The sequence below is a fragment of the Actinoplanes subtropicus genome, from assembly GCF_000721705.1.
Taxonomy (GTDB): Bacteria; Actinomycetota; Actinomycetes; order Mycobacteriales; family Micromonosporaceae; genus Actinoplanes; species Actinoplanes subtropicus.
Window position 1 is genome coordinate 30,273 of sequence record NZ_JOJL01000017.1, and the last position, 18,478, is coordinate 48,750.

At 69.6% G+C, this 18,478-nt stretch carries 17 protein-coding genes; 8 read left to right on the forward strand and 9 right to left on the reverse strand.

The features are described from left to right. The first annotated feature begins 68 nt into the window (after positions 1–68). The gene (locus IH26_RS0122980) at positions 69–947 is read left to right on the forward strand and encodes a helix-turn-helix domain-containing protein (RefSeq protein WP_030438296.1); all 879 of its coding nucleotides are present in this window, start codon (positions 69–71) and stop codon (positions 945–947) included. A gap of 31 nt (positions 948–978) precedes the next feature. Here the strand turns inward: IH26_RS0122980 and IH26_RS0122985 are convergent, their stop codons facing one another. Continuing rightward, complete coding sequence (locus IH26_RS0122985; RefSeq protein ID WP_051808411.1) at positions 979–1,932, reverse strand: helix-turn-helix transcriptional regulator; 954 nt, start codon at positions 1,930–1,932, stop codon at positions 979–981. Between the two features lie 156 nt (positions 1,933–2,088). On the opposite strand from IH26_RS0122985, the gene IH26_RS0122990 reads away from it, so the two are divergent. The 4 genes from IH26_RS0122990 to IH26_RS0123005 all read left to right on the forward strand — a co-directional run bounded on the left by IH26_RS0122990 (position 2,089) and on the right by IH26_RS0123005 (position 6,230). Further along, a complete protein-coding gene (locus IH26_RS0122990) occupies positions 2,089–2,934 on the forward strand; it encodes an SDR family NAD(P)-dependent oxidoreductase (RefSeq protein ID WP_030438298.1) in 846 nt (281 codons plus the stop codon). A 113-nt stretch (positions 2,935–3,047) separates the two neighbouring features. Then, entirely contained in the window at positions 3,048–3,524 is a 477-nt protein-coding gene (locus IH26_RS0122995) for a nitroreductase family deazaflavin-dependent oxidoreductase (protein WP_030438299.1), read from the forward strand. A gap of 405 nt (positions 3,525–3,929) precedes the next feature. After that, positions 3,930–4,379 carry an NAD(P)H-dependent oxidoreductase gene (locus IH26_RS0123000; RefSeq protein ID WP_084599013.1) on the forward strand — a complete coding sequence of 150 codons (450 nt, stop codon included), beginning with the start codon at positions 3,930–3,932 and terminating at the stop codon, positions 4,377–4,379. A gap of 540 nt (positions 4,380–4,919) precedes the next feature. Further along, positions 4,920–6,230 (forward strand): hypothetical protein, encoded by a 1,311-nt coding sequence (locus tag IH26_RS0123005; protein WP_157437339.1) that lies wholly within the window; start codon positions 4,920–4,922, stop codon positions 6,228–6,230. Between the two features lie 231 nt (positions 6,231–6,461). On the opposite strand, the gene IH26_RS53840 is transcribed toward IH26_RS0123005, so the two are convergent. The 4 genes from IH26_RS53840 to IH26_RS0123025 all read right to left on the reverse strand — a co-directional run bounded on the left by IH26_RS53840 (position 6,462) and on the right by IH26_RS0123025 (position 9,930). Next, positions 6,462–6,620 carry a thioredoxin family protein gene (locus IH26_RS53840; protein WP_211268734.1) on the reverse strand — a complete coding sequence of 53 codons (159 nt, stop codon included), beginning with the start codon at positions 6,618–6,620 and terminating at the stop codon, positions 6,462–6,464. A gap of 117 nt (positions 6,621–6,737) precedes the next feature. Beyond that, positions 6,738–8,345, reverse strand: a complete 1,608-nt coding sequence (locus IH26_RS0123015; protein ID WP_030438302.1) for an ABC transporter permease — start codon at positions 8,343–8,345, stop codon at positions 6,738–6,740. Continuing rightward, entirely contained in the window at positions 8,342–9,295 is a 954-nt protein-coding gene (locus IH26_RS0123020; RefSeq protein WP_030438303.1) for an ABC transporter ATP-binding protein, read from the reverse strand. Before IH26_RS0123020 ends, IH26_RS0123015 begins: the two co-directional genes overlap by 4 nt. Next, positions 9,292–9,930, reverse strand: coding sequence for a TetR/AcrR family transcriptional regulator (locus IH26_RS0123025; RefSeq protein ID WP_030438304.1), 639 nt, complete (start codon positions 9,928–9,930; stop codon positions 9,292–9,294). Before IH26_RS0123025 ends, IH26_RS0123020 begins: the two co-directional genes overlap by 4 nt. Before the next feature lie 368 nt (positions 9,931–10,298). Between IH26_RS0123025 and IH26_RS0123030 the strand changes: the two genes are divergently transcribed. Beyond that, on the forward strand, positions 10,299–11,876 hold the full coding sequence (locus IH26_RS0123030; protein ID WP_245665421.1) for a methyl-accepting chemotaxis protein: 1,578 nt from the start codon (positions 10,299–10,301) through the stop codon (positions 11,874–11,876). Between the two features lie 340 nt (positions 11,877–12,216). Here the strand turns inward: IH26_RS0123030 and IH26_RS0123035 are convergent, their stop codons facing one another. Next, on the reverse strand, positions 12,217–13,002 hold the full coding sequence (locus IH26_RS0123035) for an ABC transporter permease (RefSeq protein ID WP_030438306.1): 786 nt from the start codon (positions 13,000–13,002) through the stop codon (positions 12,217–12,219). A 156-nt stretch (positions 13,003–13,158) separates the two neighbouring features. After that, on the reverse strand, positions 13,159–13,992 hold the full coding sequence (locus IH26_RS53845; RefSeq protein ID WP_211268735.1) for an ABC transporter ATP-binding protein: 834 nt from the start codon (positions 13,990–13,992) through the stop codon (positions 13,159–13,161). Positions 13,993–14,046: 54 nt separating this feature from the next. Here IH26_RS53845 and IH26_RS0123045 point away from each other — a divergent pair, with 54 nt between their 5' ends. Next, positions 14,047–14,709, forward strand: coding sequence for a TetR/AcrR family transcriptional regulator (locus tag IH26_RS0123045; RefSeq protein ID WP_051808412.1), 663 nt, complete (start codon positions 14,047–14,049; stop codon positions 14,707–14,709). 216 nt (positions 14,710–14,925) lie between these two features. On the opposite strand, the gene IH26_RS0123050 is transcribed toward IH26_RS0123045, so the two are convergent. Continuing rightward, a complete protein-coding gene (locus IH26_RS0123050) occupies positions 14,926–15,876 on the reverse strand; it encodes a calcium/sodium antiporter (protein ID WP_034215852.1) in 951 nt (316 codons plus the stop codon). 270 nt (positions 15,877–16,146) lie between these two features. Here IH26_RS0123050 and IH26_RS0123055 point away from each other — a divergent pair, with 270 nt between their 5' ends. Then, on the forward strand, positions 16,147–17,553 hold the full coding sequence (locus tag IH26_RS0123055) for a cation:proton antiporter domain-containing protein (RefSeq protein WP_245665437.1): 1,407 nt from the start codon (positions 16,147–16,149) through the stop codon (positions 17,551–17,553). Between the two features lie 138 nt (positions 17,554–17,691). On the opposite strand, the gene IH26_RS0123060 is transcribed toward IH26_RS0123055, so the two are convergent. Then, a complete protein-coding gene (locus tag IH26_RS0123060; protein ID WP_034215853.1) occupies positions 17,692–18,414 on the reverse strand; it encodes an SDR family oxidoreductase in 723 nt (240 codons plus the stop codon). Positions 18,415–18,478: the final 64 nt, after the last annotated feature.

An 18,478-nucleotide genomic window follows, 5' to 3' on the forward strand; every position in this document is an offset into this window, starting at 1 on the left:
AAGTCACTGCTAACAGGTGTACTGACAGCCCACCATTCGCGTTCGCCGTCCGGCCTAGCCTGGAAAGCGTGGACAACCATGACGAGGTCAAAGCCTTCCTCAGCTCCCGCCGCGCCAGGATCACCCCCGAGCAGGCCGGCCTGCAGAGCTACAACCGCAACCGGCGCGTTGCGGGACTACGCCGCAGCGAGGTCGCTGATCTCGCCGGGGTCAGCGTTGAGTACTACGCCCAGCTCGAACGCGGCAACCTCGCCGGTGCCTCCGACAGTGTCCTGGACGCCCTCGCCCGGGCCTTGCGCCTCGACGAAGCCGAGCAGCAGCATCTGGCCGACCTCGCCCGCGCCGCCGGCCCGCCCACCCACCCGCGCCGTAAGCCCCCGGCGCAGCAGATCAGGCCGAGCGTCGCGCGCACCCTGGAGCTGATGACGGAAATCCCGGCGTTCGTCAACAACGGGCGCCTCGACGTCCTCGCCGCCAACCCTCTCGCCCAGGCGCTCTACGCGCCCATGTTCGACGACCCCCGCCGCCCCGCGAATCACGCCCGCTTCGCGTTCCTCAACCCGCGCGCCCGCGAGTTCTGGCGCGACTGGGACCGGATCGCCTCCGACACCGTGGCGATGATGCGCACCGAGGCCGGCCGGGACCCGTACGACAAGGCACTCACCGACCTCGTCGGGGAGCTGTGCACCCGCAGCGAGGACTTCCGGACCCGCTGGGCCGCCCACGACGTACGCCTGCACCGCACCGGGACCAAACAGTTCCACCACCCGGTCGTCGGCGACCTGGACCTGAACTTCGAAAGCCTGCAGGTGACCGCCGACCCGGGCCTGGCCATGACGCTACTGAGCGCCCCGGCGGGCTCGGCCGGCGACGACGCCCTGCGCATGCTGGCCAGTTGGGCGGCCACCCGGCAGACCGGTGCATCGGTGACACCGCCGCGCACGTAGGCCGCGGCGTGACATCCGTACGGCTCGTTGATCAGGATGTCTCGGCCGGGTCGGCGGGCGCGGGGTCGCTGGCCGGTGTGGACCGCTCGATGTCGTTGGTCGCGGCCCAGCTGGCCAGCAGGTTCACGGCGTCCTGGGTGGGTGATGCGGGCTCGGCGGAGTAGGTGAGCAGGATTTGGCTGGGGTCGTCGCCCAGCGGGAAGGTCTCGAACGGCAGGTCGAGGTCGCCGACGACCGGGTGGTGCAGGAGCTTCACGCCGGTGGCGTGCATCCGGACGTTGTGGGCGGCCCAGCGGTGACGGAATTCTTCGCTGCGGGTGGACAGTTCCCCGATCAGGTCTGTGAGCCGCCGATCGTAGAGGTCACGGCCAGCTGTGGCGCGCAGCATGGCGACCGTGTCGTTGGCGACCTCGTCCCAGGCGCGGAAGAACTCGGTCGCGTGCGGGTCGAGGAACACGAACCGGGCGTTGTTGGGCGGTCGTGCCGGGTCGGCGTAGACCGGAGAGAACAGCGCCCGCCCGAGAGCGTTGGAGGCCAGGATGTCCCCGCGTCCGCTGAGGATGAACGCGGGGGTGCCGGTCATCGAGTCCAGCACGCGCTGCACGGTGGGCCGCACCCGCTGGGGGGACGGCCGCCGGCGGGGCGGACGGGTGGTGCCGGCGCCGCGCAGCAGGTCGAGCAGGTGGATCCGCTCGGCCTCGTCGAGGCGCAACGCTCGCGCGATACCGTCGATGACGCTGTCGGAGACACCGGTGGCGTTGCCGCGCTCCAGCCGGATGTAGTACTCGCTGGAGATGCCCGCGAGCAGGGCGACCTCCTCACGGCGCAGCCCGGAGACCTGCCGGCGGTTTCCGCCGTACGCGGGCAGTCCGGCCTGCTCCGGAGTGACCCGGGCCCGGCGTGTGGTGAGGAATTCCCGGATCTCCGCCCGGAAATCACCACGAATATCACGGTCTGTGCCGTAAGGGCCGTTTATTCCCGCCATGGATCCCACTCTACGAGCGCCGCCGTCCGGCGGGGGGTTCCTGTCAGTACCCCCTCCAAGCAGGGACTCCCCGCGCCGCGGGCCAGCTGGTTCCGTAGGTGGTGTACCGCCACGGCGGTGTGCATCGCCGGGATATGTCCCCTGAGAGGAACGCTCATGAGCAAGGTCATTCTCGTCACCGGCGCCGGACGCGGTCTCGGCACGGACATCGCCCGCGAGGCCCTCGCCGCCGGCCACCAGGTGGTCGCCACCGGCCGCCGCCCCGACGAGGTCGAGAAGATTCTGGGCGGGCCGCAGGACAACCTGCTGGTCACCAAGCTGGATGTCACCAGCCTCGAGGACGCCGAAGCCGCCGCGCGGGCCGCCGTCGACCGCTTCGGCCGTATCGACGTCCTGATCAACAACGCCGGGAACCTGTTCACCGGCTACTTCGAGGAGATCTCGCCGACGCAGATGCGCCAGCAGTTCGAGACCAACCTGTTCGGCCCGATGAACGTCACCCGCGCGATCCTGCCAATCCTGCGCAAGCAGCGGGCGGGCCACGTCATCACCATCACCTCGACCGCCGGCCTGGTCGGCATGGAGTTCACCTCCGCCTACGCCGCCTCCAAGTTCGCCGAAGAAGGCTGGATGGAATCGCTGCGCCACGACGTCGCGCCGTACAACATCCACACCACGGTCGTGGAGCCCGGCTACTTCCGCACCGAACTCCTCGTGGACGGGTCCACCATCTGGCCCGAGCTGTCCATCGACGATTACACCCCGCGGACCGCCCCCAGGATCGAGGGCATGAAGGCCATGAACGGCCAGCAGCCCGGCGACCCCGCCAAGCTCGCCCGCGCCCTTCTGGCCATCGCCGGCCAGGACGAACCGCTGCCGCGCTTCATCGCCGGTGCCGACGCCATCGAGGCCGCCGAGGCCAAGGCCCGCGAACTGCTCGCCCAGGCCGACGCCTCCCGCGCGCTCGGCGGCAACCTGACCTACGACCACATCCACGCCTGACAGCCCCACACCCCTACACCCCGGCCGACGCACAAGGCCGGCGCTCCGAATGATCGCGTCCGCCGGGTGCTTCGGCAGGAACGACGACTTCTACAGCATGGAGATACGACAACATGCCGCTCACAGGAGAATACGAGCCGAACCCGGTGGAGTTCGTTCGTGACCAGGTGCAGTTGTACGAAAGCTCCGGTGGCACGCAAGGAACGACGCTGAGCGTCCTGGCCGGTCCGGACGACGAGAGGCGGGACCTGCCGGTCGTCATCCTGACCACCCGGGGCGCGAAGACCGGCAAGATCCGCAAATCCCCGCTCATGCGAGTGGAACACGACGGCGCCTACGCCGTGGTCGCCTCCCTGGCCGGCGCCCCCAACCACCCGGTCTGGTACCACAACGTGGTAGCCGACCCCCGGGTCGAGCTTCAGGACGGTTCGGTGCGCCAGGACATGCTGGCCCGCGAGGTGACCGGGGACGAGAAAGCGGCGTGGTGGGCCCGAGCCGTCGCAGCGTTTCCTGACTACGCCGAGTACCAGAAGAAGACCGACCGTCAGATCCCGGTCTTCGTCCTCGAACCGGCATCCGAGCCGCACTGACCGCGCAGCCGGCGCGCCGGCACGACTGCTACTGAATCGGCCGGCCCATCTCAGGACCGGAAAAGACCCCACGCTCGTCTTGACGCCACCTTCTCCGGCGATGACCGTCCTGACCGGTTGATCAGCAACCCGCGACGACGCCGAACCCATGTAGCTCCCATCGCCGCTGCCATGACGAGCCTCCGCATGCTTGAAGGTTCAACTGATCTGACCGCCACGCTAACCCTGGCAGGCAGGCGCTAGCAGCAGTCGGCACAGCGGTGCCGACCCGCCGCGTACCACCTCGCTGAGTTCACCCTCCGGCTCGGCCCAGTGCCCCTGACGTTCGTGCCGGACAGGGACCGACGTCCCGGCGAATTCCTCACCCCGTCACCCCCATTTCCTGATCACTGAAGAGGTTCTCTCATGTCCAAGGTTCTCGTTATCGTGGGTCACCCCGACCTGTCGCAGTCGAAGGCCAACGCGGCGCTGGTAGACGCCGTCCGCGACCTGGCCCACGTCACCGTGCACGACCTCTACGCCACCTACCCCGACTTCCAGATCGACGTCGCCGCCGAGCAGGCGCTGCTGGCCGAGCACGAGGTGATCGTCTTCCAGCACCCGGTGTTCTGGTACAACACCACCCCGCTGTTCAAGCTGTGGCAGGACAAGGTCCTGACGTACGGCTGGGCCTTCACCGTCGACCGCGCCCCCTCGCAGCTGGCCGGCAAGAAGGCCGAAACCCGCGACATAGGGCTTAGTCGGCGTCGCGCCGGCGGGTGTAACAGTCGTGACCTGGGGCTGAGCGATGGTGCAGCGCTGGATGGCATCCTGCCGACGTCGCTTCGAACGGGCTCTGACCGCCCCTGGCGTTGATGCTCGTCGCCGACGAGATCCTCAACAATTCCGGAAGCCCATCGATGTCGATCGAACAAACTTCGGTTGATCAAGCTGTCTAGCTGTACAAACGTGGAGCGGGTGACGGGAATCGAACCCGCATGTTCAGCTTGGGAAAACCGCCTGGATCATGCGGCTTGGTCGGTGCTCGTCCCGGAAAACGGCTTTGACGTGCGGCTACGTTGCAGCGTCATCCGGGCTGGTCCGGGTTCAGACGGGTAGGTTCGGCGTCGTTCCCCAACAAGATCCCCAACAAATCCTGGTGGGGAGCGGCGCCGGTTCGGGGCCTCCATACCGGAGGTTGACGTTGTACTCCACCACCACACGCCTCTTTCGACGGTCGAAGTCCGGTCTCGCGGTCGGCCACTCTGGTAACACCGGACGGCCGCATGTCCGCGCAGCGAGCATGGCACCCGAGCGTTACCAGACCGCTTCCACGCTCACGGTCGGATCTGCGGCCGCAACTCGGTGCCGACAGCCGGCAGCTACTCGCCCGTTGACACTCGTGGCTGGTGCCTGATGAACATCTCGGCGATGATCGCAGCGATGGTCGGGCGGGTGCCGACCGGCGCCTGGGTGCTGCTCGCCGTGGCCGATCTGGTCGCTACCGTGCTGACGTGGTCGGTCGCGCGGCGGCGGATGCGGCGGGCTGGCGAGCGCTCCGCCAACCCGCAGTTGGCCGGTGGTGCCACTCGGAGGCGGGACACGGCGTTGACGGTGGCGTCCATGATTCCCGCGGCGCTGTTCTGGGCGATGGTGCTGGCCGGCTCGTTGCACGGTCTGGTCTCGTTCGGTCGAAGCGTGCTGGGTTGGCACGCCGGGTGGGAGTACCTGGTCCCCGGGACCCTCGACGGGGTCAGTGTGACGTTCGCGTTCCTGGCTTTCCGCGCGGTGCGTATGAAGAAGGCCCCGGACCGCTGCTACCGGGTCGTGTGGGGCGCCGCGATCGCCTCGGCGACGGTGAATTTCGCGTACGAGTACACCCACTCCGGCCACAACGTCATCGCGGGCGGCTACCTGGCGCTGCTGAGCTTGTTCGGCATGGTCATGCTGCACGAGTTCCTGGACCAGTTCGAAGAGGGCACGGCGTACGTCAAGCGTGGCAACCCGAAGTTCGGGGCGCGCTGGATAACCTGGCCCACCAACACGTTCTGCGCGGCGGTTGCCTGGCGCAACTACCCGCCTGCCGAGGGCACCTCGGCCACGATCCTGAATGCGATCGCCAACCTCGAGCGAGCCCGGGCAATTAAGCAGGCCGCCCACGAGGCGAAGATCGTCACCCGCCACCAGCAGGCTTTGGCAGCGGCGCGGCGGCGGGAGGAGTTGCAGGCGGCGAAGACGGGCCTGGAACCGTCTCGTGGCGGGACTGCCGAGGTAGAGGCCGTGGTGGGCAGCATCGGCGCTGCGGGATTGCCGCCAAGCGTCCCGGCCGAGCCGGTGGTCGAGGTGCCGGAGGAAGTTCCAATGACGACCGCTGCGATCCCGCCCGCGCTGCCAGCGCCGCCCAAGCCCGGCAGCCAGGACGTTGATGATGCGCGGGTCACCCGTATGAGGGTGCCGGCGACGGCGGGGACGGTTATGGAGTGGGCGAGTTTGTGGGTCAGGATGTGTGCTGACGGAGAGTCCGTGTTGGGTCCGCTCAACGACGATGATGCTCGCGCTCTGTACGGCCTGACGGCGAAGCAGTTGCGGAACATTCGCAACGCGGCTACGTCTGGAGCCTTGCGGCAGAAGGCCATCGCATTGGGGGCGGAGCTTCCGCCGGGGTACGTAGACAACCCGGCGGGCGACCGGGCCAATGGACATGACATGACTGGCGCAGCGGCATAGCAGCGCAACGCTCAGCGGGGCAGGAAGCTTGGCTTCCTGCCCCGCTTCTTGGCCGTGCGGTCGTGTCGGCGCTGGCGTTGGCTCCGGAGATGATGAGCAGCGTGGCTGTGAGTTCTTCCGGGTCGCAGACCGGATGCCCTCTCGGGTTCCGCGGTCGCGTTTCTCGCTACCGGCCAGCGGCAGGTCCCGGCGCTGGCCGTGGGCCTGGTGCGGCGTCTTCGCCCGTCGCCGCTACGACGCCAGCGGGGCCAGCAGGTCCCGCAACTGCCCCGCGGTGGGGACGCGGCCGGCAAGCACGACCTGCTCGTCGACGACCAGCGCCGGGGTGGACACCACCCCGTAGCCGACGATGCTCGGAAAGTCGGTGACCTTCTCGATCTCGGCGGCCACGCCGGAGCGCCTCGACGGCCTGGCGGGTGGCGCGCTCCAAGGCCACACCGTTGGCGCAGCCCGGGCTGAGCACTTTGATCAGCATCAGAACCTCCCGAAAGGGTGACTGCCTCACTGTCAAGCGAGCGGGATGTCTCGACGACGGAAAGCTATGAATCCCGCCAGTGCGAGTGCGATGGCGAGAACGGCCAGCGCTGCCAGGTTGGCGGCGTCGACCGTTGCCAGCGGAGGGTTTCCCACATGTGTCGTGGGAGCGAGGTCGAGAATCCAGTGTGCGAGCTTGAGGCCGGGGCCGAGGAAGGCGACGAAGGTCGATACGGCGTACGCCGCCCAGGTGGCCCCGTAGCCGCGTGGCCATAGGCCGAACGCGGCTAGGGCGAGGCCGGCGAACACCAGTTCCGCCGGTAGGTAGTCCAGGCCGGCCGTCATGACAGCGCTGACTTCGTCGGTGTTGCCGACCGACCCCGCGGTCGATAGCGCGAGGACCGCCGACGAACCGACGACGATGAACACCAGCCCGGCCGTCACGACGGCGCCGTGGGCTGCCAGCCAGCGGAGCCGGGAGAGCGTGCCGGCGAGCCGTGTCTCCAGGCGGCCCTCGGCCTCCTCGGTGCGCAGGGTGCCGATGGCCTGGATGACGTACCCCGCGCCGATGACCGCCAGGTAGACCTGGGTCGCGGCGATGAAGCCGTCCAACTGTCGGCTGCCGCGGATGCCTATGGCGTCGCCCAGCGCTGCATTGCCGGCTATCGCGTCGAGAAACTGCCGGGCCAGCGCGCCCATCATCGCGGTGAGCAGGAGTCCACCCGCCAGCCAGCCCGCGGTCGCCGGGCGGTGGATCCAGGCCGCGAAGCCGATCGGCTGTTGCCGCAGCCAGCTGGCTCGGGCCGGGCCCGTGCCGCCGCGTAGCAGGGCGTTGCCGAGGTCGCGGTGAGCGGCCAGCAACACGGCCGTGCTGCCCGAGGCGAGGCCGGCCAGGGCCGGGACGGCGAGCACCCACCACCGCTGGTCGGCGAACGGTGCGGTCTTCTCCGCCCATCCCAGCGGAGACAGCCAGGTCAACCAGCTCGTGGTCGTGTCGCCGACCCCGCGCACGAGGTACGCCACGGCCAACGCGATCAGGCTCCACGTGTAGACGCCGCGGGCGTGTCGCACGAGTTGCGCCAACAGGGCCGCGAACCCGGCGAACACGAAGGCCAGGGCTCCCAGCGCCGCGCTGTAGAGGATCGACCCGGACACCGGCACCCCGCAGAGGGTCAGCCCGGCGGCGAACAGGGCGGACGTCACCAGGATCGCCGCGGTCGCCACGGCGAGGGCTGCCACGGTCGGCTGGTGCCGGGCGATCCGCCCGCCGAGGATCGTCTCGAGCCGGCCCGCCTGCTCCTCCCGTCGTGTCGAGCCGGCGATCAGTGCGATGCCCAGCAGCGGGAGCAGGAACGAGGCGAGGAACCCGAACTCGTCCTGGATGACCCCGCCGAGGCTGTCGATGCCCTCGACGTGGCCGTTGATCGCGGCCAGGGCGCTGCCGGAGGTGACCGCCTCGGCATAGGTGTGGATTTTGGCCGGAGTGTCGTAGAGGCCCGCGACGGAGGCCGCTGTCCCGATCATGCTGGCCGCGAGGGCGATCACCCAGACGAGGATGCCGCGTCGGTGCGTGCGCCAAATGATTGCGGCCATGATGCCCAGGTCGTGCCGGTGGCCGGCCGCGTGGTCCGGGCCGCTCATCGTCCGGCCTCGGCAAGCGTGTCGCTGGTCTGCGGGCCGTCGTCGAGGGACTCTCCGTAGGCTTGCAGGAACAGGGCATCCAGGCTCGGCGGGGTGACAGTCAGGGTGTGGATCCGCGCGGCGTGCAGCCTGCCGATCATCGCGTCGAGGTGATCGACGTCGATCGTGAACTTGGTGTCGACGTGCCCGTCGCGCCGTTCGCAGACGTAGTCGGCCACACCCTGCGCGCTGGCCAGGCCGTCGGGTTCGCGGGCGGTGACCGCGTGTACCGACGTGCGGGTGTGCCGGCGCAGGTCGGCGAGGCTGCCGGTGGTGACGGTGCGGCCCCGGCGGATGATGCTCACCCGATCGGCCAGCGCCTCCACCTCGCCGAGGCGGTGGCTGGACAGCAGCACCGTGACCCCGGCCTGACGTCGCTCGCGCACGCACAGCTGGAAGGCCTGCTCCATCAGCGGGTCGAGCCCGGAGGTGGGCTCGTCGAGGATGAGCAGGTCCGCCTCCGCGGCCAGCGCGGCCACCAGCGCCACCTTCTGGCGGTTGCCTTTGGAGTAGTCCCGGATCCGCTTGCTCGGATCGAGATCGAAGCGTTCGATCAGGCGTTCCCGGCGCTTCTGGTCGACGCTGCCGTGGGTTGCGCCGAGCACGTCGAGGCACTGGCCGCCGGTCAGGCCGGGCCACAGCGCGACGTCCCCGGCAACGTAGGCCAGCCGCCGATGGAGCCGGGCGGCCTGGCGCCAGGGATCGACGCCGAACAGTTCGACCTGCCCGCCGGTGGCCCGGATCAGCCCGAGCAGGATGCGGATGGTGGTGGACTTGCCGGCCCCGTTGGGGCCGAGGAAGCCATGCACCTCGCCGGCACGTACGGTGAGGTCCAGGCCGTCGAGGGCGCGGACCTTCCCGAACGTCTTGGTGAGCTGCCGAATGCGGATGAGGTCGGTGGGCTGACTCATGAGGGCTCCTGCCTGGGCGCACTCACAAATGCGCCGGTCGTGTAGACAGCGGTGACCTCTTTCGCCCAGCGCGCCACACCCTCGGGCGTGAGCGGGTCAACGCCGATCGCGGCGGCGACCTGGTTGCGCAGCAGGATCAGCGCGAGGTCGTTGACCAGGAAGAACGCCGCTCGAACCGCCGGGTCCTCGGTCGGTCGGACGGCACCGATCTCGGTCATGGAATCGAGTAGCCGGCCGGTGAGGGCGTACCACCGACCGAACAGGGCCGCCGCCGCCGGATCGTTGACCAGCAACAGGCGCCGCAGGTACGCCGGCAACGGGGAGCCGTGCGGGAAAGCTCGGGCGAACATCTCGGCAATCGACATGGAGTTGCCCCCGGTCAGCATCTCGGCCAGGTCGTGCTCGTCCATCGCGAACAATGCGTCGAAAGCCTTCGCGGCATAGCCGTCCACCGCTTCCCGCAACCCGTCCTTACTGCCGAAGTGATGCACCACCAGGGCGGGTGACACCCCTGCCGCCGCGGCGATCTCCCGCACCGTGACCGCATCGTGCCCCCGCTCGGCGAACAGGCGCAGGGCGGCGTTGCGGATGGTGGCCTTCGCGGTGAGGTCACCCTCGTCGGCGACTGAACTCATGTTCAGAACACTAAACGTGCGTACAGCATCGGGTCAACAGACGCCGAGAACGAGGCCAGACCCCACAGCGCCGGCCGGGCGCGAAGGGCCACCGGGCATCGACGTGGGGTGCAGGTGCGTGGGGCCGTCGCGGCCGGGCGACGCCGACGTGGGGCCGGTCGTGGCGCTCGACCATCTACGTGGCCGCCAGGAGAACCTCGCGCTCGGCAAAAGCACTTACGGTACGAGTTTTCAAGATTACGGTGTGTCATGCGGCTGGTCGGCCTCCAGGCGGTCGCTGCCCAGACCCGCGCGGCGTGGTTACCTAGAGAGAGGACGAGCCGATGGCCCGGACGGACACGGCTGCACCTGCGCGTGGGCGGTTCTCGATGGCGGACCTGCCGGTCAACGTCAAGATCCTTGCGGCGGTCGGCATCGCCGGCGTGGTGGCGCTCATGGTCGGCATCTCGGGTTTGACGGCACTCGGACGCGCGAGTGCCTCGGCTCAGCAGATCTACGTCAGGAACGTGGCCAATGTCGCCGCGGTGGGAAACATCAAGTCGTCGTTCCTGCAGGTCCGAGTCGACGTGACGCTACACGCGGCGACCACCGACCCGGCCGCCAAGGCAAAGATCAAGGCCACCTTCACCACAGACGCCCAGACGGCCGGCGATGCGATCACCGCCTACCACAACGGTGATCCCGCCGGAGATCGAGCGGTCATCGACGATCTGGCCAACGCCTGGCAGCAGTTCTCCGACATCGCCTCGACCAAACTCTTCCCGCTCAGCGAACAGGGCGACATCGCGACCTGGCAGACAGTGCGTACCGGCGAGGCCAACCCACACATCGTCAAGGCATACCAGGACATCGACGCGTTGGAGAAAGCCGAGAAGCACGACGCGTCAGAATCGGCGGCCTCGGCCCGCTCCGGCTACCAATCCAGCCGGCTCACCTCGTTGATCCTGCTGATCGTCGGACTCGGCGTCGCGCTGACCGCCGCGCTGCTGGTGGCTCGACAGATCGTGCGGTCGCTCGGCCGGGTGAAGGAGGTCTGTGCCGCGCTCGCCGACGGCGACCTCACCCGAACCGCCGGCCTGGTTTCCCGCGACGAGCCGGGGCAGATGGGCCAGTCCCTCGACGTGGCGGTGAGCCGGCTGCGGGAGACCGTGGGCACGATCAACGGCTCCGCCACCTCGCTGGCCGGCGCCGCCGAGCAGTTGTCCGGCGTGACGACGCAGATCGCCTCCTCGGCGGAGGAGACCTCCGCTCAGGCACAGACGGTCTCCGCGGCCGCGGAACAGATTTCCCGGAGCATCGCGACCGTTTCGGCCGGCAGCGAACAGATGGGCGCCTCCATCCGGGAGATCTCCCAGAACGCCACCGAAGCTGCCCAGGTCGCCCAGGAGGCGGTCACGCTCGCCGCCACCACCTCCAGCTCGATGAGCAAGCTGGGCGAGTCCTCGGCCGAGATCGGCAACGTGGTGAAGGTCATCACCGCGATCGCCGAACAGACCAACCTGCTCGCCCTCAACGCCACCATCGAGGCCGCCCGGGCCGGCGAGGCCGGCAAGGGCTTCGCGGTGGTCGCGTCCGAGGTGAAGGATCTCGCTCAGGAGACCGCGCGGGCCACCGAGGACATCGCCCGCCGGGTCGAGGCCATCCAGGCCGACACCGGCGGCGCGGTCACCGCCATCGAACAGATCACCCGGGTGATCTCCCGGATCAGCGAGTTTCAGACCACCATCGCCTCCGCGGTCGAGGAACAGACGGCCACCACCGCAGAAACCAACCGCAGCGTCACCGAGGCCGCCACCGGCACCGGCGACGTCGCCCAGAACATCACCGGCGTGGCCGAAGCCGCCCGCATCACCAGCGAAGGGGTCAGCCAAGCCCAGCAGGCCACGACCGAACTGACCCGCATGTCCTCCGAACTCGCCGCCGTAGTCTCACAATTCAGGTACTAGCGGGATCGGACGGTAAACCGCGGTGCTGGGGGAACCTGACCGCCATAACTCACCCGACGAAGCGGCGGCACTGGACCGACAGCGGGGTGGCTCGATCTTTCCCCCTTTCCACGCTCACCGGCGGTGGTGCGTGGGCCGGCCGCAGGTCGCCAGCTGCGACGAATCCGCAGGGCGGCGATCGCCGCGACGGCGGCCGCAGCGGCCGCCAGCGCCCAGGGCACCGTCGGAGGGACCGGCGCGGAGATACCGGCGTCGGCCGCTGCCATCCCCATCGCGGATAGGGTCCGGAGCCTGCGGGATCGCGGCCGGTGCCAGCTCTCGTGCTGCACCAGGTCCGCGGTCAGCGGGTCTGGTCGGCGTGGCGCCACCAGGAGCCGGTGCCGAGCGCTGCCGCGAGTCCGACGAGCGCGACCAGCAGGTACCCGATCGGGCCCGGTCGGGTTTGGACTCCGGCGATGCCGGCATACAAGGCTGGTACCGCCCTGGGGAAGTAGGCGCCGTAGCCGAGCGCGGCGATGATCTGACCGAGGAAGGTGGCCAGCAGGATCGCGCCGACCGGGGCCAGGTAGCCGCGGGCCACGCTGGCCAGCAGCGCGAACGGCGCCACCAGGGCGATCGTCATGATCGCGGTGAGCAGCAGCCGAAGCAGACCATGCCCGAGAGCGTCGGCACCGGCGCCGGGTAGCCGCAGAGCGGTGACTACGCCGACCCCGAGCGCGCCGGTCCAGGCGGCCAGCACCAGACACCAGGCGGTGGCCACGGTGAATTTGGCCGCGACGATCGCGGCGCGCGGGACGGGCAGCGCGAGCAGGTCCTTGACGGTCCGGTCGGCGAACTCCCGGCCGAAGACCCAGACGAAGACCAGCCCGAAGACGAACAGCCCGCCGATCCCGGTGGCCTCGGCGAGGAATCCGAGTGCGGTGGGCGTGTCCGCGACGCCGATGCTCAGTTGCGCCTTCGCCCCGAGCAGGCCCCACGAGCGGGCCGCGGCCGGGTCCTTGAGGATGACCATGAACAGGGCGTCGACGAGGGCGACCAGGCCGAACGCCAGGGCGGTGATCCAGCCGGTGCGCGAGCGGCGCAACTTGAGCAGCTCGACGCGTACCGCCGCGGTGAAGTCACCCATCGTCGCCTCCCGTACCGGTACCGACGCCGACCAGGCGCAGGAAGTGGCTTTCGAGATCGTCGTGGGTCACAGTCAGGCCGGTGGGCGGGTGTCCGGCGGCGACCAGCACCGTGGCGACCTCGTCCGGCCGGCGCAGCGCCGCCTCGTCGGTGAGTATCAGCGCGCCGTCCGGGCCGCCCGATCGTCAGCGGCGGCCCCGTCGTGCGGGTCGAAGCCGGCAGCGCGCAGCGCGGCCCGTGCCCCAGCCGGGTCACGCGCGGTGACCACGAGCCTGGGGCGTTCCCGCCGGGCCAGCTCGGCGGCGTCCAGCTCCTCGATCAATCGTCCGTTGTGGATGATCCCGATCCGGGTCGCCAGCCGGGACACCTCGGCCAGCAGGTGGCTCGACCAGAAGATCGTGACGTTGCGGTCCCGGGCCAGCCCGCGCAGCAGGTTCCTGATCTCGACCACGCCCGCCGGGTCGAGCCCGTTGCCCGGCTCGTCGAGGATCAACAGATCGGGCGCGTAGATGAGGGCCTTGGCCAGGCCCAGCCGCTGGGCGTTGCCGAGCGAGAGGGTGCCGGCGCGTCGATCCGGGCCGAGCGCCAGCTGCTCGATGACCTCGCCGATCGCGGCCGGCCGGTCGAGCCGGCGCAACCGGTAGGCGATCTGCAGGTTTTCCCGCACGGTCAGCTCGGGGTATGCGGACGGCGTCTCCACCAGGTATCCGACCCGGCCCCAGATCGGCGACCGGCCTGGGCCGACCCGGGCCCCGAACAGCTCGATGCCGCCGGCGCTCGGGCGCACCATGCCGAGCAGCATCCGGATCAGGGTGGTCTTGCCGGCGCCGTTGAGCCCGAGCAGCCCGTAGATCTCACCCGCAGACACCCGCAGCGACACGTCCCGCACCGCGGTCACCTCGCCGTACCGCTTGGTCAGCCGGCTGGCGGCGAGCACCGGACCGGCGAGGCCGGCCGGCGCCTCGGTCTGGCTGTTGCTCGCTAATTGCATACGATGTAGTTTTGCAGCGGTTGAAGGTTTACGTCAAGGGAGTGGAGGTGCGGGGTGCCACGGCAACCGGCCGGACTGCGCGAACGCAAGAAGGAGAAGACCCGCCAGGCTCTGGCGTCGGCCGCGATGCGCCTGTTCGCCGAGCGGGGATACGAGGCGACCACCGTGGCCGACATCGCCGCGGCGGCCGAGGTGTCCACCCGCACCTTCTTCGCGTACTTCCCGAGCAAGGAGGACGTGTTTTTCGCCGGCACCCAGCAGCGCCTGGATCTGGTCCGGCAGGCGTTCGCCGCGCACGCCGCCGCCCTGCCCCCGCTGGCCGCGATGCGTGCGACTCTCGACCAGATCATCGAGACCGCCTCCGGTGACCTGTTCGCACCGGATCGCGGCATCCGGCTGCGCCTGCTGATCGAGCGCCCCGAGCTGCGTGCCCGCGGCATCCAGCTGCTGTTCTCCGCGCACCGGGTGCTGGCCGACGGCATCCGCTCGGCCACACCTGGCCTGGACGGCTACGGTGCGGTCGCCGCCGCCGGGGCGAGCATCGGAGCCATGGTCGCGGTCGTGCTACACGCCCTGGAGCACGGCGGCAACGTCGACGAGGTGCGAACGGCCCTGACCGCCACCCTCGACCGGCTGGAACACACCATGACGGGAACCGCGACCGCGCGCGGGTCCGATGGGCGACACACCGCCGCGGACGCCGACCAGCACCGATGATCGGGCTCGACACTGCCGTCGAGGGCCCGGGCCAATCCGCCGGTCGCTGGGATAACGCCGTGCAGCATCCGGATGACGCTGACGCGCACGGCACCGTCGAGCCCAAGCAGCGGGTTCACCTCACCCGGAACGCCGCGGCGTCAACGGCAGCGGTCCGTCCCGCACCGTCTGATTCCCGCGCGGTCTCGACCGTGGCCGGACATGGCTGTTTGCCAATCAGGCGAGCAGCGGGAGCGTGGCAAGGTACGCGGCGACGAGGATGGCACCCTCTACCCGGCTGACGCGGTGACCACGAAACAGCAGCAGCCAAGCCAGGACACCGACACCCACCATCGCGGCCAGCGCTGGATAGCCGACACCCGACTGGCGCGAAGACGCGGCGGACAGCCCGACGATGGAACCACCGATCAGGCTGTTGAACAGGTTACTGCCCAAGAGGTTCCCGATGAGCAGATCCGACTCGCCGCGGCGCTGCGCCTGGATCGCGGTGACCAGTTCCGGCAGCGACGTGCCCAACGCCACCAGGGTGAAGCCGATGACAGCGTCGGACATGCCCCACCGGTGTGCGAGATTCGCCGCCTGGCTCACCACGAGCTGAGCGCCGGCCAGGGTGCCGGCCAGCCCCAACAGCGCCCGAAGGATCTCCCGGACCCAGCCACGCGACGGCGACGGTTGCAGAAACTGGGCCACCTCACCCGGCAGCGGGTCGCCGGGTCGCACCCGAGCCAACCGGATCAGCAACACCATCGCCGCGACCCCGAGCACGGCCAGCACGACACCGGCGAGCACCCCGAGACCGGCAAGCGCGAACCCACCGAGCACCATCATCGCCAGCACGGTGACCGGCGCCTCCCGGACCAGGACCGATGAGCGCACCACAACCGGGGCCACCAACGCGGCCAAACCCAACACCAGCGTCAGGTTGACGATGTTCGACCCGACCAGGTTGCCGACCGCGATCCCGGGGTTGCCCCGCGCCGAGGCCGCGCCGGAGACCAGGAACTCCGGTGCGCTGGTACCCAACCCGATGACCACGACACCGACGACCACCGGCGCGATCCGCAACATCCCTGCCAGCCGGCCCGCGCCCCGAACCAGTTGGTCCGCGGCGAGCGTCAACAACGCCAAGCCCACCAGCCCGACGCCGATCACCGCGACCGTCGCCACCGTGCCCCCGTCCCTAGCCCTGCCTCGACGCCGACGGTTGCGTGACGTGGTCGTCGATCACTATCGAGAATGAGCGGATAAGATCAGGGTAGGTGCGCCGGGAAGCCTGGTCGGCAGCGGATCACGCATGCCATCAGGAGGTCGCCGTGCCTGCCAACTCGACCGGGTTGCCCGCCGGGCCCGGACCCCAGGGATCCGGACCCCAGCGTGGATGACGTCGTCCCGTTCGGGGTGATCATCGCCGTCATCAGCGCGGCTGGAGTGCTGGCGGTGTTGTCCAACCGGATCAGCGACCGCATCCGCATACCCGCTCCGGCGATCTTCCTGGTCGCCGCTGCGGTCGCCTCCGACCTCGTACCGGCGCTGGGCCGGGTACCGGTCCTCACCGTGCAGCGGGTGGTCACCGTGATGCTGATCCTGCTGCTGTTCGACGGCGGCATGCACATCGGCTGGCGTCGCTTCCGCGCCGCCGGCGCCGCGGTGCTGTGGATCGGCGTGGCTGGCACGGCGGTCACCACGCTCGGTGTGGCGGTTTTGGCGCACCTGGTATTCGGGTTCGACTGGCGGGCCGGTCTGCTGCTGGGTATCGCGCTGGCCCCCACCGACCCGGCGGTGGTGTTCTCCGTGCTGGGCCGCCGGGAGATCGCCGGCCGTTCCGGCACCTTGCTGGAAGGCGAGTCGGGGGCCAACGATCCGGTCGGGATTGCCGCGATGGCCGCGGTACTGGCCGCGGGCACCGCCGGTGGCTGGCATGCCGTCGGTGCCGGCGTGGCCGAGTTCGCCGTGGAGATGGTCGTCGGCGCCGTGGCCGGCGTAGTCGGCGGCTACCTGTTGTCGCTGGCGATGCGCCGCCTACCGCTGCCCAACGGCGCGCTCTACCCGCTGCAGACGTTGCTCGGCGCCGGAACGATCTATGGCCTGACCACCCTGGCCCACGGGTCGGGGTTCCTGGCCGTGTTCGTCGCCGGGATCCTTGTCGGAGACATCCGCGCCCCCTACAAGATGGAGATCGAACGGTTCCACTCTTCCCTGGCCAGCCTGGCCGAGATCGTCGCGTTCGCGATGCTCGGCCTGACCGTCTCCTTGACTGGGCTGGCCCACGGCAACGCATGGCTCATCGGCCTGGCCCTCGCGGTCCTGCTCGCCCTGCTCGTGCGTCCCGTCCTGGTCGGGCTCCTGCTGTTGCCCATCCATATCAGCCGCGGTGAGCGCCTGTTCGTGATGTGGTCCGGGCTCAAAGGCGCGGTACCGATCCTGCTCGGCACCTACGTCCTGTCCGCCCAGGTCACCGATGCCGACCGGCTGTACCAGATCATCGTTGTCGTGGTCGCGTTCTCCGTCATCGTGCAGGGCGGCCTGATCCCCGCCGTGGCTCGCCACGTCAACATCCCCATGCGGATCCTGGAACCCGAACCCTGGGCACTGGGCATGCGGTTCCGCGACGAACCCACCGGCCTGCGCCGATACCAGATCACCGCTGGCGCCCCCGCCGACGGCTGCACCATCGCCGACCTCGCCCTGGGCGAAGACGCCTGGATTAGCATGATCAACCGCGGCGGGCTCCACGTCCCCGTCCGCGGCGACACCGTCCTGCAGTCCGGCGACGAAGTGCTACTACAGACTGAACCCCACAACGGCACCGACCCCCAGCCGCTGTTCACCCAGCCGCGGGCCTAGAGTGCCTGGCCAGAAGGCTTGTCCCCATATCCCGGGCACCTCAGCGACCGGGCGACAACCGGCACGGGATCTCGCCACCGGCGCACTTGGCAACCGCTCAGCAACGGAATGCACTGACCATAGGCTTCGGCGGCGCTGTCAGATGGAGGCCATCTGCCGTTCCAGAGCCTTCGGGTCATGGCGCCACGCCTGGTGGCCGGCGCGGGACATCGCGTCCGGGAAGATGTCTTCCTCGCCGGCTTCGACGCCGTCGAGGATCGCGTCGGCGACCTCCTGCGGGCTGGTCTTGGGCATGTCGAACGCGCGGATCATGTCGGTGTCCACCGCGCCGGGGAATACTCCGTGCACGGCGATGCCCAGGTCGGCCACCTGGGCCCGGACTGCCTGGGTCATGGACGCTGCGGCGGCCTTGGACACGCTGTAGCCGCCCATCGCCCGCACTGCGCCCAGCGCTACCAGGCTCAGCAGGTTGACGATCGCGCCACCGCCGTTGCGTTGCAGCACCGGCACGAAGGCCCTGGTGACGGCGAGCGTGCCGAAGTAGTTGGTGTTCAGGTCCGCATGGATCGCCGTGAGGTCGCCGCCGAGCAGGTCCGTGAACTCCAGCGAGCCTGCGTTGTTCACCAGCAGCGTGACGTCGCCGGCCGCCGCAGCCGCGGCGGCGACATCGCCGGCGTCGACCAGGTCCAGTCGCATCGGCACGACGCGCGGGTCGGTCGCGAGGTCGGTGAGCGTCTCGAGACGCCGGGCGGTCGCATAGACCTTCCGCACGTCACGGGCGAGAAGAGCCTCGACGATCGCCCGCCCGAGGCCACGGTTGGCGCCGGTCACCAGCGCCGTTGCGCCTTTTGTCTCCACCATGATCGTTCTCCCGTTCGTACTCGATGAGTTCCTGCGCCTCAGATTCCGCTGAGCCGCGAGGGTT